General features: G+C 51.3%; 14 protein-coding genes and 1 pseudogene. All 15 read right to left on the reverse strand.

Going from position 1 to position 15,130, the window contains the following annotated elements; genetic code table 11:
- Positions 1-126: 126 nt before the first annotated feature.
- The 15 genes and pseudogenes from AAIH57_RS07225 to AAIH57_RS07295 all read right to left on the reverse strand — a co-directional run bounded on the left by AAIH57_RS07225 (position 127) and on the right by AAIH57_RS07295 (position 15,107).
- Positions 127-966 carry an ABC transporter permease gene (locus AAIH57_RS07225; protein WP_430021102.1) on the reverse strand — a complete coding sequence of 280 codons (840 nt, stop codon included), beginning with the start codon at positions 964-966 and terminating at the stop codon, positions 127-129.
- Positions 963-2,126, reverse strand: a complete 1,164-nt coding sequence (locus AAIH57_RS07230; protein ID WP_430021103.1) for an extracellular solute-binding protein — start codon at positions 2,124-2,126, stop codon at positions 963-965. Before AAIH57_RS07230 ends, AAIH57_RS07225 begins: the two co-directional genes overlap by 4 nt.
- A gap of 14 nt (positions 2,127-2,140) precedes the next feature.
- A complete protein-coding gene (locus AAIH57_RS07235) occupies positions 2,141-3,181 on the reverse strand; it encodes an ABC transporter ATP-binding protein (protein ID WP_175398848.1) in 1,041 nt (346 codons plus the stop codon).
- Between the two features lie 40 nt (positions 3,182-3,221).
- Positions 3,222-4,046, reverse strand: a complete 825-nt coding sequence (locus AAIH57_RS07240; RefSeq protein WP_175398849.1) for an ABC transporter permease — start codon at positions 4,044-4,046, stop codon at positions 3,222-3,224.
- Positions 4,022-5,086 carry a LacI family DNA-binding transcriptional regulator gene (locus tag AAIH57_RS07245; RefSeq protein ID WP_175398850.1) on the reverse strand — a complete coding sequence of 355 codons (1,065 nt, stop codon included), beginning with the start codon at positions 5,084-5,086 and terminating at the stop codon, positions 4,022-4,024. The genes AAIH57_RS07240 and AAIH57_RS07245 overlap by 25 nt, the downstream gene beginning before the upstream one ends.
- Positions 5,071-5,823 carry a glycerophosphodiester phosphodiesterase gene (locus AAIH57_RS07250; protein WP_430021104.1) on the reverse strand — a complete coding sequence of 251 codons (753 nt, stop codon included), beginning with the start codon at positions 5,821-5,823 and terminating at the stop codon, positions 5,071-5,073. Before AAIH57_RS07250 ends, AAIH57_RS07245 begins: the two co-directional genes overlap by 16 nt.
- Positions 5,823-6,896, reverse strand: coding sequence for a CehA/McbA family metallohydrolase (locus AAIH57_RS07255; RefSeq protein ID WP_430021105.1), 1,074 nt, complete (start codon positions 6,894-6,896; stop codon positions 5,823-5,825). Before AAIH57_RS07255 ends, AAIH57_RS07250 begins: the two co-directional genes overlap by 1 nt.
- Positions 6,893-7,360 (reverse strand): hypothetical protein, encoded by a 468-nt coding sequence (locus AAIH57_RS07260; protein WP_430021106.1) that lies wholly within the window; start codon positions 7,358-7,360, stop codon positions 6,893-6,895. The genes AAIH57_RS07255 and AAIH57_RS07260 overlap by 4 nt, the downstream gene beginning before the upstream one ends.
- Before the next feature lie 248 nt (positions 7,361-7,608).
- Positions 7,609-9,357, reverse strand: a pseudogene (gene atzF / locus AAIH57_RS07265) (allophanate hydrolase).
- Between the two features lie 36 nt (positions 9,358-9,393).
- On the reverse strand, positions 9,394-11,001 hold the full coding sequence (locus AAIH57_RS07270; RefSeq protein WP_175398855.1) for a PucR family transcriptional regulator: 1,608 nt from the start codon (positions 10,999-11,001) through the stop codon (positions 9,394-9,396).
- Positions 11,002-11,017: 16 nt separating this feature from the next.
- Positions 11,018-11,452: a cupin domain-containing protein gene (locus AAIH57_RS07275; protein WP_175398856.1), complete on the reverse strand. Its 435-nt coding sequence runs from the start codon at positions 11,450-11,452 to the stop codon at positions 11,018-11,020.
- A 42-nt stretch (positions 11,453-11,494) separates the two neighbouring features.
- Positions 11,495-12,568, reverse strand: coding sequence for a ring-opening amidohydrolase (locus AAIH57_RS07280; RefSeq protein ID WP_430021107.1), 1,074 nt, complete (start codon positions 12,566-12,568; stop codon positions 11,495-11,497).
- Positions 12,565-13,317 (reverse strand): ABC transporter permease, encoded by a 753-nt coding sequence (locus AAIH57_RS07285; RefSeq protein ID WP_430021108.1) that lies wholly within the window; start codon positions 13,315-13,317, stop codon positions 12,565-12,567. Before AAIH57_RS07285 ends, AAIH57_RS07280 begins: the two co-directional genes overlap by 4 nt.
- Positions 13,314-14,087: an ABC transporter ATP-binding protein gene (locus AAIH57_RS07290; RefSeq protein ID WP_430021109.1), complete on the reverse strand. Its 774-nt coding sequence runs from the start codon at positions 14,085-14,087 to the stop codon at positions 13,314-13,316. The genes AAIH57_RS07285 and AAIH57_RS07290 overlap by 4 nt, the downstream gene beginning before the upstream one ends.
- 12 nt (positions 14,088-14,099) lie before the next feature.
- Positions 14,100-15,107, reverse strand: a complete 1,008-nt coding sequence (locus tag AAIH57_RS07295; protein WP_430021110.1) for an ABC transporter substrate-binding protein — start codon at positions 15,105-15,107, stop codon at positions 14,100-14,102.
- Between the last annotated feature and the right edge of the window lie 23 nt (positions 15,108-15,130).

Consider the following 15,130-nt stretch of genomic DNA (forward strand, 5'->3'; position numbering starts at 1 on the left):
AATATTTACAGAAACCTTTCCATTTTGGCAGCGCTCATCATCCTTATTCAACCAAACGTGTCTTCACATCAAAAAAAGCGCTCCCTGTAAAGGAGCGCTTCAACATTTACCTTTTCACGATCACACCTAGATCTTCGCCTTCTCCTCCTCCGCCATCGACCGGATATAGAACGCGCCCAGTACCGAACAGAGCAGAAATGAGAAGAAAGCGATCGCCGCTGCCTGTTCGCGCTCCTGGAAGACGCTGAACACCTGCTGCATGGAGACACCCAGCATCTGTGGAGAGTTGGCTCCAATCAGGTAGGGCGCGGTAAAAGAACCGATGACCCCCATGAAGACGAACGTCAGGGCAACAAGAAATGTCTTGTATGATAGAGGAAAGATAAACCGAGTAAACAGTGTTAATCTCCCTACGCCCACATCCTTCGCACTCTCGATGACCGACGAAGGAATGCCCGACAGCGCAGAGCTGAGCAGCATCGTTGTAAACGGAATGTTGAACCACAGATTGGCGATGATGATACCTTTTTCGTCAAAAATGATGCGCGGCAGCGTAATACCGACGACCTCGAGCATGCGGGCAAGCCAGCCGTGGTTGCCGAGCAGGTTGATCAGACCATAGGTGGCGATGACACCGGGGATGAACAGCGGGATCATGTAAGTTTTGCGGATCAGATTGACGATCGGTCCCTGGTTGAAGCGCATGTAGATCGCCAGCGTGTAGCTGACCAGCATCACGGCAACGCACGTAATGGCGGTGACCCGAAGCGTAAAGACAATATTGTTGCGCATCCCCTTATCGGTGAACAGATACGTATAGCGGCTCAGATCGTATCCGCCAGAGCCGTTGCTCAAGCTCATGATGAAGGATTGGACGATCGGGATAATAACAACGATCAGCAGGATGGCGAAGGAGGGGAGGACCATTGCCAGGCCCGTGATCGACTGTTTGGCTTCCTTACTCATTGTGCGGCAACATCGCTCTGCCAGCGTTTGTTAATCTCTGTGCCCAGATCCCCGATGTTGAACGTACGGAAGCCTTCGGCCACGCCGTCGAACTTATCCTGCATATCCTGCGACATATTGGAGAGCTCAATGCCCGGGAAACCGTTCATTTTCTCAACGATGACCTCCTGTGCTTCCGGCGAGAGGACGAAGTTCAGGAATTCATTGATCTCTTCCTTCTTGTCCGATTCCTGATTGACCATCAGATAAGTTGGTCCGCCATTGAAGCCTGGCGTGATCTGCTGCATCTTGATTGTATCCGGCAGCAGACCTTCATTCAGCTGCTGCAGCACCATGTCCGACCAGGCCGGAATCAAGGATACTTCTCCGTTCATCAACAGATCCAGCGTACCCTGGTTTTTTTTCGGATAGATGCCCTGACCGTAGACATATGGTCCGATTTCCTGGAGGGTGTTGAAGCCGCCGTCCCATTTCTCCATGATCGCCGGATCGGAGTTGTGAATGTCTTCTTCCGGCAGGTCTTTGTAGACGATCGTCTGGACGAACGAACTGCCGGAACCACCTGTTGACGGATCATTATAGGCAAACTGCTCGGGATTGGCTTTGATCCATTCCAGCAGCTCATCCAGCGTGGTCGGCGGATTGGAAATTTTGCTGCTGTCATAGGCCAGCACCACTGCGGATGAACGATACGGCACTGCGAAGTTGTCCACATCCTTCATTGTTTCTGCGTTGACTTTGCTGAGGTTCGGAATGTCATCCGCGTTTAATTGCGTCCATATTCCGTCCTTCGTGCCCTGTGAAACGTAGGCAATGCTGTCTTCGTACAGGTCGATATCTCCTGAGCCTTTACCCGCCGTCTTGGCGGCAACGATCCGGTCGTAAGTCGGCTCAGCGCCGGTGCCAGACGGAATGTAAACCAGTTTCACGTCAATATCCGGATGCTGTTTCTCAAACATCGGCTCCAGTGAATCCCACAGGTCCTTGACGTTCTGCGAACCGGTAAAATAAAAGTTAAAAGATGCCGGATCTCCCGATGCCGCAGCACTTCCCTCAGTGGAGGTACTTTTGTTCTCGCTTCCGTTTCCACACCCGGCCAGCAATGACACCGACAATCCCACAACAGTCAATAACGATAACAATGGCTTCTTCAAACGCATATGTTTCATCCTCCTCAGTTCGATTCATCGACCGGGAATCCGGTCATTTTCGATATCGAGACGCCAACGTCTTTTCCTACTTGCAGCTGCTGTACGACTTCCTTGTTCAGGAAAGCGCGTATAATGCCAAATTCCGCCAGTTCCACGGTAATCTCGGCGTAATGTCCCAGAATCATCACCTGCTTGACCTTGCCCGCCAAAACACCTTCCCCATCCATGCTGCTGCCCACCTGAACATCTTCCGGCCGGATCGCCGCCATCACCTGCCCGGTTAATCCTTTCTCGTTCGGCAGGCGAAGGTCTCCTATCCGGATGTCCTCCCCTTCAGCCACCCCCTTCAGAAAATTCATCTTGCCAATAAAACCGGCGACATATAATGAAGCGGGCTCATCATAGATTTTCTGCGGCTCGGCAATCTGCTCGATGCGCCCATGATTCATGACGATAATGCGGTCAGATAACGACAGTGCTTCTTCCTGGTCGTGCGTGACGAATACCATTGTGAGTCCCGTCTTCATCTGAATCTCCCGCAGTTCTTCTCGCATTTCATGCCGCAACTTGGCGTCCAGTGCCGAGAATGGCTCGTCCAGCAGCAGCACCGCCGGATTAAGCAGCAGCGACCGGGCCAGTGCCACCCGCTGCTGCTGTCCGCCCGAGAGTTCCGCCGGATACTTCTTTCCGAAGCCTGACAGCCGGACCAACTTGAGTGCATCTTCGACCGCCGTTCGGATCTCCGCCTTCGGCACTTTGCGGATTTTCAGGCCGAACGCCAGATTGTCGTACACCGACATATGCGACCACAAATTATAACTCTGAAATACCATCGAGGTCGGCCGTTTTTCCGGTGGAAGTTGAATGACACTTTTGCCCTCGATTAGGATGTCGCCGGAGTCCGGTTCAAGGAATCCGCCGATGCTGCGCAGCACGGTCGTTTTCCCGCATCCCGAAGGACCGAGAAGGGTGACCAGCTCGCCTTTTTCAATATCAATGTTGATGCCGCTGACTCCGTCACCGGTTTTGTAGCGTTTTGCTAACTCTCGTACAGATAACTGCATGCTGCCGCCTCCCTTTGCCCGGTATTTGACCCAAACCTTTTTATTTCATTTGAAAACCGCTTGCGAGCACGTCCGCGCTCACCAGCCGCTGGGCTGCCACCAGCAGGATGATCGTCGGCAGCGTCAGGATGATAGAGAATACGGCCCCGGCGCTGCTCGGAAAGTCGGAAATGATCGAGTACATCACGATCGGCATCGTTTTGTAGTCGGGAATGCCGACCAGGAATGTCCCCTGCGCTTCGTCGAGCGAATTGAGGAATGTGAAGATTGAAGCAACCATGATGCCCGGCATCGCCATTGGCAGCGTGATGCTGCGAAAGACTTTGAATGGACTAGCTCCGACGTCCCGCGCCGATTCCTCCTGCGCCCGGTGTACGTTGCGAAAAGCAGCAGTCGGAATCCAGGTCATGAACATCAACACGTTAATCATATGGATCAGCACGACGCCTAACAGCGTATTCATCAGGCCTATTCGGTAGAAGAGAACCGCGATGGAGACGTACAATCCCATTTTGGGAAAAGCGTGCGTCAGCAGGAATGAGAACAGGAACATCCGCTTCAGTGGAAACTGGAGTCTGGCGAACGCGTATGCTGCCGGGATGCAGACCACAATAGACAGCAGGGTTACCAGAGTGGCAATGAGAAACGACAGTGAAATCGACGAGACGATATCATCCTTCGCCAGCACGAACTCCCACCATTTGAAGCCCCATACCTGGGGCAGGATGTCCGGATAATTCCACTTTTCGCTAAAGGCAAGCACAAGCAGGTTGACCAGCGGCCCCGCGAAAAAAACGGCGAACACAGTCAGCAGCAAAAATTCGATAATCCTTCTCGGGCCTACGTGTTTCCAGTACCAAAACATGTTTCGTCCTCCTTTCCATTCGTCGATTGACGAACGATCACTTCACTTTCGTATTCAATCAGACGCGGCACACTCTCCTCGCCGCCGATCAGCTGATCCAGAATCGCCACCGCGTCCCGACCGATACCTGCCGCATCCACGCTGACGGTCGTCAGTGCCGGGTGATACATGTCAGACACTTCGGTATTGTCATACCCCATAACGGACACTTCCTCGGGAACGCGGACGCCTCGTTCCAGCAGTACTTTCATCGCACCAAGTGCAAGCATGTCGTTAGTGCTGAACAGGGCACTGTATCCAGCTTCCCGGAATGCCACATAATGCTCCTCCATCAGTTTCCGGCCAGATTGGAAGCTGGATTCCGGCGATTCAACGATGGTGTACTCCACCTTACCGGAAGAAACACCGAAAGATTCCAGCCGTTTACGGAAGCCAGCCAGCCGCAAAGAGTGGCTCCGGTGCTCCCCCGGTCCGGCGATGATGAAAAACCTGCGATGTCCTCTCTCATACAGATGCTCTGCGGCTCGCTCCCCGCCGGTTTCGTCATTGCTAACGAGATGCACGACGTCCGGATCTTCCGTTGAGCCATTTACCATCAGGTAAGGGATATGAAAGTTTTTAACATAGTCGATGACGTTTTTCTGCAGCCGACTGACCAGAATGAGACCATCCACCCGCTGCTCCAGCATATAATCGGTGGAGCGGAGCGACATCTCCCGGTCAGTCTTCAGGAAGATCGAGTAGCCCAACGCTTCAGCAGCCATCAGAATCTCGTCGATAATTCTGCCATACAATGTATGGGACACGATCGGAAGCTTGTCGCGAAAAACGATGACCCCGATGTTGTACGTCCGCTTGGCTACCATCGCCCTGGCGACAGCGCTCGGCTTGTAGCGAAGCTGTTCTACCGCCTGGAGTACACGTTCCCTGACTTCGGGACTTGCGTATCCGTTTCCGGAGATGACCCGAGAAGCGGTCGATTTCGATACACCAGCCAGCTGCGCCAGCTCCCGCAGACTGTGATTTAGCTTATTGTCCAATCCCTATTCTCCTCTGCAAATTCCGATTCTCTCCGGACGGCGATCAGCTTCGCCGGATCGCGGGTTGTTATCGAATCGACGCCCCACTGGGCAAGGCGCCTCATGTCGTCCACCTCCGTAATCGTCCAGACGTAAATATCCAGATCGTTCCGCCGCACGGCGTCCAGCAGCTCCTGCCGAACCACCTGATATGGCACGTTAAGCCCAAAGCAGCCGGCTTCGCGACCTTCTGCGCACGCCTGGATAATCGCCTCGCCATAGTGCATACTTCTGAAGCTGTCAATGTTTACATTCAGCAGCCTGCGGATGTGCGGGGCATACCGTCCGGCTTTGACTGCCGTCGCGTACGTGCAGCCGCTGAGGAATACCTGCTCCGTCATACCCATTTGTTCAACCAGGGCAGACAGCGGCTCCAGAGCACTGTCCTTTTTGATGTCGAGATTCATGATTTTACCAGCTTCACGAATCTGCTCCAGCACATCCTGAAGGGTTGGAAACGGTGCTGAACTGCCTTCTTCCAGCTCTTTTAGCGTCATCTCTGCCAGATTGCCGCAGCTTCCGTCCGCCAAGGCAATTTCTTCGTCATGCGCTAGCACCAGTACGCCGTCCCGAGTCAACCGGATATCGTCTTCGTAAATATCCGCGCCAAGTGTCAGGGCGGCCTGCAGTGACTCCAAAGAATGATCAGGATGGCCCATGCAGCCGGTGTGAGCCGTGATCAGTGGGAATTTGTTCATCACAAGTATCCTCCTTCGTTGAAATAAATCGCGTTGGTAAAGGCAATGAGCACATGGGCACCCCGTACGGTTCCCCATAGCTCGGCTCGAATCCACCGGCGAGGGATAGCGGGAGGAAACTCCGGCAGTTGGGCTTTGAACGGCATCATTTGTCCGTCTAATGGCACGGGGACTTCCAGGCTCAGCTCTTCGCCCAGATTGGAGCACAGCTTCAGTCTGCAGACTTGCTTCGGCAGCGACCACAGTCCGGCGCGGACCGAGAAGTCCAGCATCAAATTTGCTATAATCGGCCGCTCAGTACTTTTCCCTCTCTCAACTACCGCTGGAACTGTAGAGCCGATCGGGCAGAATGTACCCCCTGCGTCCAGCGTCAGGGTCAGCAGGGGTCCTATCGTAACGGACGCACGCCCTTCCCGCAGCGTACGAATCAGCGTTTCTTCACAGGTTGACAAGGCAGCGGAATTCCCGTTCTCCGCCATTCCATCTTCCTCGATGCCGAGGTAAGTGACCGAGATCGGCTCATCCGTCTCACTCTGCGTGTGCCAGTCTCGGCCCGAAGTAGCGGCAATTCGATATCCTTCGTTCAGCTTGTCTGTCCATAGATCGAATGCCCGTCGGTTGTTCAGTTGGATAGAAGGGAATGTGCCGGACCAGACTTCAATATAGTCAACGGCAGACCAATTCTCGATCTCGTATTCCCAGAAGCAGCCTGTGCAGGCCGGACTGCCCATACGGAACGGGTGGGCGAGCCCGGCGATTCCGCCGAGGCGGTGCACGGATCTGATTCCTTCATCGATCCCGCCCTGAACCGTTTGACGCCAGTCGGCAAAAGCGCTCAGCCCAATCGTGACCATATGACCGTAAAACGTTGTCCACTCCATGCCTGGGATGATCCGAAGTCCATATTTCTGCTCAATTTCTTCTTTGCCGATCAAGCCGGACATCGTGTTGTGGTCGGTCAGCGCGATGGCATCGAAGCCCAGTTTGGCCGCTCCCTCAGCGAGCTCCTCCAGTGTCTGGCTGCCGTCGCTGTGCAGTGTGTGCGTATGTAGTTCGCAGGCGAGCCATTTCATATCCCGTCATCCTCCGCCGTCCAGATTTGCAGCCGATAATCGCAGGTGTCCGTCACGATACAGTGCAGGCTGAGCGTGACGCTCCAGTGTCCAGGGACCAGCTCGCCCGCCATCAGGCCTGGAGAAGCTTCTTGCTCCGATACGAACAGCTCCTGCAGCTCATCTTGTCGGTGGCACGCTCCGCGGTATCCCTGCGCATCGTCCAGCGAGAGGGTTATCAGATTTTTCAAGGGCAGATATCGGTCGGCGTTGAAGATCGCGTATTCCCGATGTTCCGGCAAGATGTATAAGTCGTAACTGTCCTTGAGCAGCTGCAGTGCCTTCTCCCGATTGTCCAGCATCTTCGGTGCATATTGTAATCGCAGGTGCAGCTTGTCACAGCCCTCGTCCAACTCAAATGGAATTCGAATATGCGTTTTGGAATCCACGGGTGCCGCATATCCTTGCAGATCCACCAGCTTCATTGGGCCGCACCGCCTTTCTTTTTTTCGTAGTCTTCAATCCCTTTATGGATGGTGTGGGACCGTTCCCACATCCACCACTAATGTTACGGGTGAAAAATCAGGCCTGTATCTGCATCATGTTAATGTTCTGTAAATGCAAAAAAGACCACTCTTCTATTAAAAGAAGAATGGCCGCCCTATCTTTTTTATCACTAGATTGTTTTCGCGTTGAAGGCTGGTCGCAGTAAGTTAATATGACTTCTTATTGTTTATGGTGAGTTTCTCCAGCCTCCGTAAGCGGAAATATCCTCCGCACCCACTTCCGCGTAGCCCTCGCATATAAAACCAGGTATCTCTGTTCCATCCGCCAATTCAATCTTGCCGATGCCGAGCGGAGCTGGAATGAGTGCAGCAAAAGCACCAAATGAAGCTGCTGGCATCTCCCACACTTCCACCGCAAACGCGCCCCCTCCCGCATTCTTTTTTAGCAAACCAGGCTTAGCCGGTACTGTAGGCAGCTTCACCATCTGATACTTCTCTGCCGTATGTGCCTCATAGACGAATCGGCTCCCGAACTCCAGCATCTGCTTCTCCAGTGGATATCCTCTCATATGCAGGCCACAAACGGCAAGCGCTATCGTCTCTGGCCTATTCACTTTCAAAGGCGGCAAGTCTGCTCCAAGAAACGAAGCTGCAGCTTGTTCCACCAGATGCTCATTTCCCGAAAGCGAAAACAGTGTAATCCCAAAAGGTATTCCTGTCGCCGCATCACCTGCCGGTACTGCAATCGCGCATAGATCGAGCAGATTGCAATGGTTCGTATAAAGCCCCATGTCCGAATTCGTGGTTATGGGTTCAGCTTCAACCTGCGCTCTTGTCCACGTTCCTCCACAGGTCGGCATGACAAGAACGGCTCCTTTCAAAAGCTCATTACTTCTCATACGCAGCTCCTGCAGCTTATACATCGCTGTAAATACGGAAGCTGCATCATGCTTGCCGGATGCACCCGAACGCAAAACTTGTTCGGTCACCGGAAACGTGATCCCTGGACGCGCATCTACAAATTCGCCTACACTGGCCCAGCGCTCGGCAACCCATGGGCCCTCATAAAGGAGCGCTGCAGCCTGCTCAAACATATCGTAATTGATATATTCAACTGGCAGATTGAGCGCTTCGATCTTCTCAACCGCTGCATCCCACGCTTTACCGTATTCCTCTGCCATTGGTCCAAAAAAGTTCAAGGGTTTCATCGGCAAGTATAGCTTCTTCGGAAGCTTCTCCTTCAAGCGAGGAACGCTCTTTGACCAAGGATCCGATGGCTCAAACCCGCGGACTTGCTCATCAATAACTCTTGCTTCCTGTAAAGAATGGGTAAATACGGTTACACAGTCCAAGCTTGCACAAGCAGGAACAACACCTTTTGTTGGCCACGCACCAAGGCTCGGCTTATAGCCTACAAGGCGATTCTATGCTGCAGGAACTCGTCCAGAACCCGCAGTATCGGTACCTAGAGCGAATGCCGCATGCCCCCTCGCTACCGCAACGGCAGAACCCGAACTGGAGCCGCCACTAATCCATTTTTCGCTTAGCGCATTATGCGTCTCACCATAAGGACTTCTGGTGCCAACAAGTCCTGTGGCAAATTGGTCCATATTCGTTTTACCAACAGGAATCGCTCCCGCATTCACAAGTCGCTCTACGACTGCAGCATGCTTCTCGGGAATATAAGCATATTCGGAGCAGCCAGCCGTCGTGGGTATGCCGGCCAAATCTATGTTGTCCTTAATTGCGAATGGCACGCCCCAAAGCGGCAGGGAAGCATCCATTGACTTGAGGTTGTTCAAGTAAGGCTGAATTCTCTCGAGCACAGGCGGTGTAATCCAAATGTTCATTCCTTCGTCCTCTTGGGCACGGTGAATAATCTCTTCTATGACCTGCTCAGGAGTAATTTTCCCGCTTCCATAACTCGCTTGCAGCCAATCAACTGTAAGCTCATGCGGCATATTCAGTCTGCTCATCCGACTTCCCTCCTTAAACACCTGCCTGTTTTTACATTAGGCCGGTCTCATTTCGTTAAGCTTCACAGCCAAATGCAGCTGCAATATATCGTCGCCATTATCCATGTTTATACCGAGCAGTTCACATACGCGCTCTACCCGATAGGATACGGTATTATAGTGGGTAAACAGCTCTGCTGAAGTCTTTTTCACATTTCGATTGTGCTTGAAATAAACCTTCAGGGTTTCAAACAGCTGGGAGTTATGCTTCGCATCGTATGCAAGCAGTGGCAGTATAAATCGGTCTCGGTAATCTTGAACCTCCTCCGTATCTGGAAGATGATAGAGCAGTTGGAATACACCAAGCTTCATGTAGTCGACATACGTTTCACGGTAATCACAAATGGAGCTGATATGATGAATTTTTTTGGCATCGTTATAGCTCTCATGAACCTTTTCTGCAACAAGGGTTCGATTACCGACACAAAGCGAGAAGCTCTCTGTTGGGAAAAGTGTCTTCATATCCGCCAAAATCGCTTCAACCGCCACATTTCGGATACCATTCATCGCCTCCGGAAAAAGAAAAATCATTTCCCCCTCCAGTATCGTTGCTTGAAGGTCCTCGCATATGGATTTGGTTCTCAGCCGTTTAATCGCCTGCTGCATCGTCTTGATATTTGGTTTGGAGTTTAGAAAGCGTACTAAGGCAACGCAGCGCGGCCGGTCATCCTCGAGAGAGTGCCCGCACGCTTCGGCACGCAGCCTTAAATCCTCTATGGTAACGATCCTGCCCGTAATCCAATCCTGCAAAAACTGGTCGACGTATTTCAGCTCTACTTCCCGCCTAGCATTCGCATTAATCATCTCTAACCCTACCAAAACACCAACACGGTCGATCGTCAGCCGATCAACAACGGAATGTTCCTGATTCCATTCGAGCAGGACGAGCAGGCATTTATCGTATTGCTTGTCATTGACAGCCGACACATATACACGGATTCGGCGCTCGCCCAGTGTAATGAAGCTTACTCCGAGATTGCTTTCCTCCCGAAGAGCAGCCCATAGCATCGGGTTGTCCGCTTCCTCTAGTATTTCCGCCTGTGGAGAAAGAAAGAGTTGATTGGAATCATCCAGCAATATAATCGGATTGTTCAGTATGCTATCCAGTGTCTGCAAAAATTCCTCTAATCCTTTCCCGTGCAGCAGCTGCTGTGACAACTTCTGAAAACGGCTTTGCAGCAGCGAAAGCTCCCTTGCCTCCTGCACGAGCACCCGCTCCATGATATCCCGGACAACATCCGAAAATACGATCGCGGCTGGAAGCTCAAAGATCGGAAAATCGAGCTGATCAGCCAGCTCCAGCGCACGTGCAGGAATTTGATCGATGAATCGTTTGGTCTTAATCCCGAGGGCCGATACACCTTTCTCCACTAACTGCGGAATGATATCCGCGATCGCATCCGGCTGATCTCGAAATGGGAAGCCGCTCGTTATTAAAAACTCCCCCGGACGCACCCAATCGATGACATCCGGCACTTCCATCACGTTGACGCGATTAATGATTCGCTGCATGCCATTAGCGCCAGCCAAGACGACAGCTTCCTTAAAGTCGGGGATCAGGAAAACATCGTTGCACGTGAATCCTGCCTTCTTGTGATCTGCCATCTCATGTCCCGCCTGACTATTTCAATTTTGTAGAATACACGTCTTCCACCAGCGTTGTATTAAAAAACGAGTTGGTCGGGGTATCTTCTTCTACAGGTAAAAAAATACTGATCTGCTCGGTCGGTTGATCATCGTCATTCGCTACCGAATGCACGACGCCTGCCGGGACATGGAACGTATCGCCCGCCTTGTAGCTTTTCCATTCTCCATTGCACAACAGCTTTACTTTACCAACCGTAATATAGATTATTTCAGCCACATCATGAAAATGCGGCAGTACCTGACCGCCAACTCCAATTTTCTCCCATAGAACGGAGCTGGTGCGAAAGCCCATTTGATCGGCCTGTGACGCAGACACAATCTCGCGGTGATAAAGTTCAATATGGTCTGGCATAAGCCCCCATTGCATTTCTTCTCCAATAATTACCTCAGTTTTCTTTGCTGTGATCATCGTTATCGTTCCTCCATCTTTGGCTGTTTGTTGGATGTTCGTTTATTCCTTACGCTTGAAAACGACCGCTACCGGCCCGCCGCCTGGAGGCCCCTGATGCTCAGCACCACCGGATACGTATATCATCGGATCGCCACACACTGAGGCAAGTACACCTCCGACGACAGCACGTGCATGTCTCGTATGATTGATATCCGAATCATCAAGCATCGTATGCCGGTTGCCCCTAATGAATCCTGTTGGATCTGCCTCTGCTTTAGCGAGCACCTGTACCATTTCAGAATCTGAGTGTGACACCAGCAGACGTTTGAGTGCAGCCGCGTCAATGGCATCCTTCATCACATCATGGGCGATGAAGTACGGACCTTCCGCATAGGCAGAATTACCGAAGACGATTACTTCACAATACGCAAGCTCGCTTCCTGCGGAGGTTGAGGCGACATTGCTGAACAGCTGCCAGGACCCGCAAATATCCGTATCCTTAAGCTCCGCCCGATCAACCTCTCCGAGAGCAATTGCTGCACCAATTGCCGATGCGCCCCTCGAATACCCCATTGATTTATAAGTATCTTCCGTTACGGTGCTATGAGCTCTATTTTGAGCATCTTGCACGTCCTCCGACGTCAGCAGCGGACACTTAATTTGCACAAAATGTACATCTGCCGCGGACTCGATGCCAGCTTCCGCTATGGCTCGTTGAACAGCCGCCGCCACCTCATCCACTTGAGCCAGCCTTCCAATCTCCTCCGGAAGGAAATCAGCCGTCTTAGCCACTCCGATCGCAAGTGATTTTTGATCCTTTCTCACCTCACTTGGGCTGTAGGCACCTTTGCGGCTGACCACCGTAAAGTGAGGGCTCAATATGCCTTCGGTTCCTCCTGACATGACATAAGAAATTGGAAAGGTTGAATCTTTGCGATTTTCGCTAAAAAATTGTTTTAAAGCTAAAACAGCATAGCCTCGTGTAAAATCGTTCACGCAGCCATTGCCCTCCGTTTTGCCTAGAACCGCAACCACATCTTGCGGATCAATTACTCCTTCTTTGATCGCTTGCTCAAGCGACACCAAGTCGTTAGGGGAACGGCTTGGAACACGGTTCACGGTGCATTTCATCATAGGTCATCCGCCCTTTGCCAGAATATAATTTTTTTCTCAAGTAAGCTGATTGCCCAGAATAGAACAAGTCCGCATAATGCTGAAGCGATAATTGCGGAGAACATCACAGGCGTATCCATATGGTACGAGGAAACCAAGACGACATAGCCTAGCCCTTTGTTTGCGCCGACAAATTCACCGACAATTGCACCAACAATGGCTAGAGAGGTCGAAATTTTCAACGCGGAGAACACGTAAGGCAAACTCGTCGGCAGCCGCAACTTCCAGAAAATTTCCGATTTGGTACCTTTATATGTGGAGAAAAGTTCCCACGCTTCGTGCTCAATCGCTTTTAGACCCTTAACGCTGTTGACCAGAATGGGAAAGAAACAGATTAGCATCGAAGCTACAACCTTGGAAGAGTAACCCGTCCCCATCCATACGACCAGAAGCGGAGCCAGAGCGACAAGCGGGGTAGTTTTGAGCGCAATGGCCAGCGGGAATACTCCTTTTTCAATGGGTTTGGAATGTACGAATATGACAGCGGTAATCAATCCGAAGAAATTGGCCAGTACGAAGCCCGCCAAAGCTTCCATCAGCGTGACTAGCATATGCGACCACAACGAGCTGTCCATAACAGATATGATTCCAGTGGGAGATGGGAGCAAATAGAGCGGTATATCGAAGAGACGTACAGCAAGTTCCCACAATACCAGGAAGGCGATAGCGAATACGAAGGGATACATGGCGTCTTGTATTTTTGTCCTCATAGATGTTTGACCCGCTTTCTTAACTCATTTACAGTCTGATGGAAGGCCGGAAGTTCATCCATCCCCACCTCTCTCGGTGACGGCAGCGGAACTGAAATAATATCCTCCACTCCCGCAGGCCTTGGTGACATCATGATAACGCGGTTGGATAAAAGCACAGATTCCTGAATCGAGTGGGTAACCATAACGACCGTGCTTAGGCTTGTTTCGGGACTCTCCCATAAACGCAGTAACTCGAAATTCAGCTTTTCTCTCGTAAATTCATCCAATGCACCAAAGGGCTCATCCATAAGCAATACCGTCGGATCTGCCGCGAGCGCCCGTGCAATCGCAATCCTTTGCTGCATGCCTCCACTGAGCTGATGCGGGAAATGATTCATGAAATCCTGCAGTCCAACTAACCGAAGCGAGGACTCCGCTTTTTCCTTGATCTCCTTTTTGGTGAATTTCTTCTCTCCGATCGTGAGCGGCAGGGAGATATTTTGGATTGCAGTCAGCCAAGGCATCAATACCGGCTTCTGGAATACCATGCCGAGCGAGAGATCCTTCGATGGATAGACGATCTCTCCTCCCGCGTTCGGCTGAAGCAAGTCGAGCATTAACCGGAGTAGTGTTGATTTGCCGCAGCCGCTTGGTCCGAGTATGGAAACAAATTCATTTTTATAAATATCAATCGACACATTATTCAGTACGTTTACGTCACCAAACGATAAGGAGCAATTTTTCAACGTAACCGCGATTTCGTTTTTGGAAGAAGCCGTTGTTAGCATTAAAATCACTCCCTATTCAATAAATTCATTTGAGAATACGTCCTCAAGCTTTTGCTCTTTCTTCAAAAAGTCCAGATCAATCAGGTTCTGTTGCAGCACCTCCCATGCCTCTGATTCCATCTTACCGAGTGGCAGATTCTCTGGCTCCAGCAAAGGAATACTCGCATTCATCATGCTAACCTCGTGATCAAGGGTCAATTTGTCCCCGTATTTCAGGCCGAATTCGGCAGCCTCTTCCGGGTTCTCAATGGCGTAACTCCAACCCTTCATGGAAGCCTGGACGAAGCTTTTTACCATCTCCGGATCCCGTTCGATAATATCCTCGGTCGTAAACAACGTATCCGCATAAAAGTTAATATCATAATCGTTCGGTTCTATGATGTTGACTTCATTCCCCTGTTCCTGTACAGCGAGGACCTCATTGATCACATAGCCGGGCCATGCCTTCACTTGCCCGCTGAGCAATGGACTCAGGTCATATTTCGCTGGCATTTCTTCTACCTTTGTGCCGTCGATGCCGGCATTCTTCACCATTGCACGGTAAGTTAATTCTTCATTTCCGCCCAGCTTCACACCAATCTTCTGACCGACCAGATCTTCCATCTTGGTGATCCCGGAATTCTTGAGACTAAATAACACGAATGGCGTTTTTCTATATATAGCGGAAAGTGCCTTCACGGGAACCCCTTTTTCCCTGGCCATCAGTATTTGGTCTGCACCCGTTACACCGAAGTGCTCCGCACCTGATGCAATCATCTGTACGGAAGGGAAATCCGCGCCTCCTGGTCTGATTTCAACGTCCAAGCCGGCTTCTTTATAGAAGCCTTTTTCCACTGCTGTATAGAACCCTGCAAACTGTGCTTGGTGAACCCACTTCAGACGCAGGATGACCTTTTTCAGCTCACCTGTTTCCCCATCCCCTGTAGCTGAACTCGGTGTATTATTAGAAGCGCAAGCTGTTAGTACGAGAACTAAAGCGGACATGAGGATAATTAATGACTTTCTAGACCATTTCCACATATGGTTTCCTCCGATGGTGTTGG

The sequence above is a fragment of the Paenibacillus sp. MABNR03 genome (genome assembly GCF_050455445.1).
Taxonomy (GTDB): Bacteria; Bacillota; Bacilli; order Paenibacillales; family Paenibacillaceae; genus Paenibacillus; species Paenibacillus xylanilyticus.

What these genes read in the sequence shown, in the direction of transcription:
- AAIH57_RS07225 (WP_430021102.1), bottom strand. Translation starts at nt 966, where the DNA reads ATGAGTAAGGAAGCCAAACAGTCGATCACGGGCCTGGCAATGGTCCTC.
- AAIH57_RS07230 (WP_430021103.1), bottom strand. Translation starts at nt 2,126, where the DNA reads ATGCGTTTGAAGAAGCCATTGTTATCGTTATTGACTGTTGTGGGATTG.
- AAIH57_RS07235 (WP_175398848.1), bottom strand. Translation starts at nt 3,181, where the DNA reads ATGCAGTTATCTGTACGAGAGTTAGCAAAACGCTACAAAACCGGTGAC.
- AAIH57_RS07240 (WP_175398849.1), bottom strand. Translation starts at nt 4,046, where the DNA reads ATGTTTTGGTACTGGAAACACGTAGGCCCGAGAAGGATTATCGAATTT.
- AAIH57_RS07250 (WP_430021104.1), bottom strand. Translation starts at nt 5,823, where the DNA reads ATGAACAAATTCCCACTGATCACGGCTCACACCGGCTGCATGGGCCAT.
- AAIH57_RS07255 (WP_430021105.1), bottom strand. Translation starts at nt 6,896, where the DNA reads ATGAAATGGCTCGCCTGCGAACTACATACGCACACACTGCACAGCGAC.
- AAIH57_RS07260 (WP_430021106.1), bottom strand. Translation starts at nt 7,360, where the DNA reads ATGAAGCTGGTGGATCTGCAAGGATATGCGGCACCCGTGGATTCCAAA.
- AAIH57_RS07270 (WP_175398855.1), bottom strand. Translation starts at nt 11,001, where the DNA reads ATGGCAGATCACAAGAAGGCAGGATTCACGTGCAACGATGTTTTCCTG.
- AAIH57_RS07275 (WP_175398856.1), bottom strand. Translation starts at nt 11,452, where the DNA reads ATGATCACAGCAAAGAAAACTGAGGTAATTATTGGAGAAGAAATGCAA.
- AAIH57_RS07280 (WP_430021107.1), bottom strand. Translation starts at nt 12,568, where the DNA reads ATGATGAAATGCACCGTGAACCGTGTTCCAAGCCGTTCCCCTAACGAC.
- AAIH57_RS07285 (WP_430021108.1), bottom strand. Translation starts at nt 13,317, where the DNA reads ATGAGGACAAAAATACAAGACGCCATGTATCCCTTCGTATTCGCTATC.
- AAIH57_RS07290 (WP_430021109.1), bottom strand. Translation starts at nt 14,087, where the DNA reads ATGCTAACAACGGCTTCTTCCAAAAACGAAATCGCGGTTACGTTGAAA.
- AAIH57_RS07295 (WP_430021110.1), bottom strand. Translation starts at nt 15,107, where the DNA reads ATGTGGAAATGGTCTAGAAAGTCATTAATTATCCTCATGTCCGCTTTA.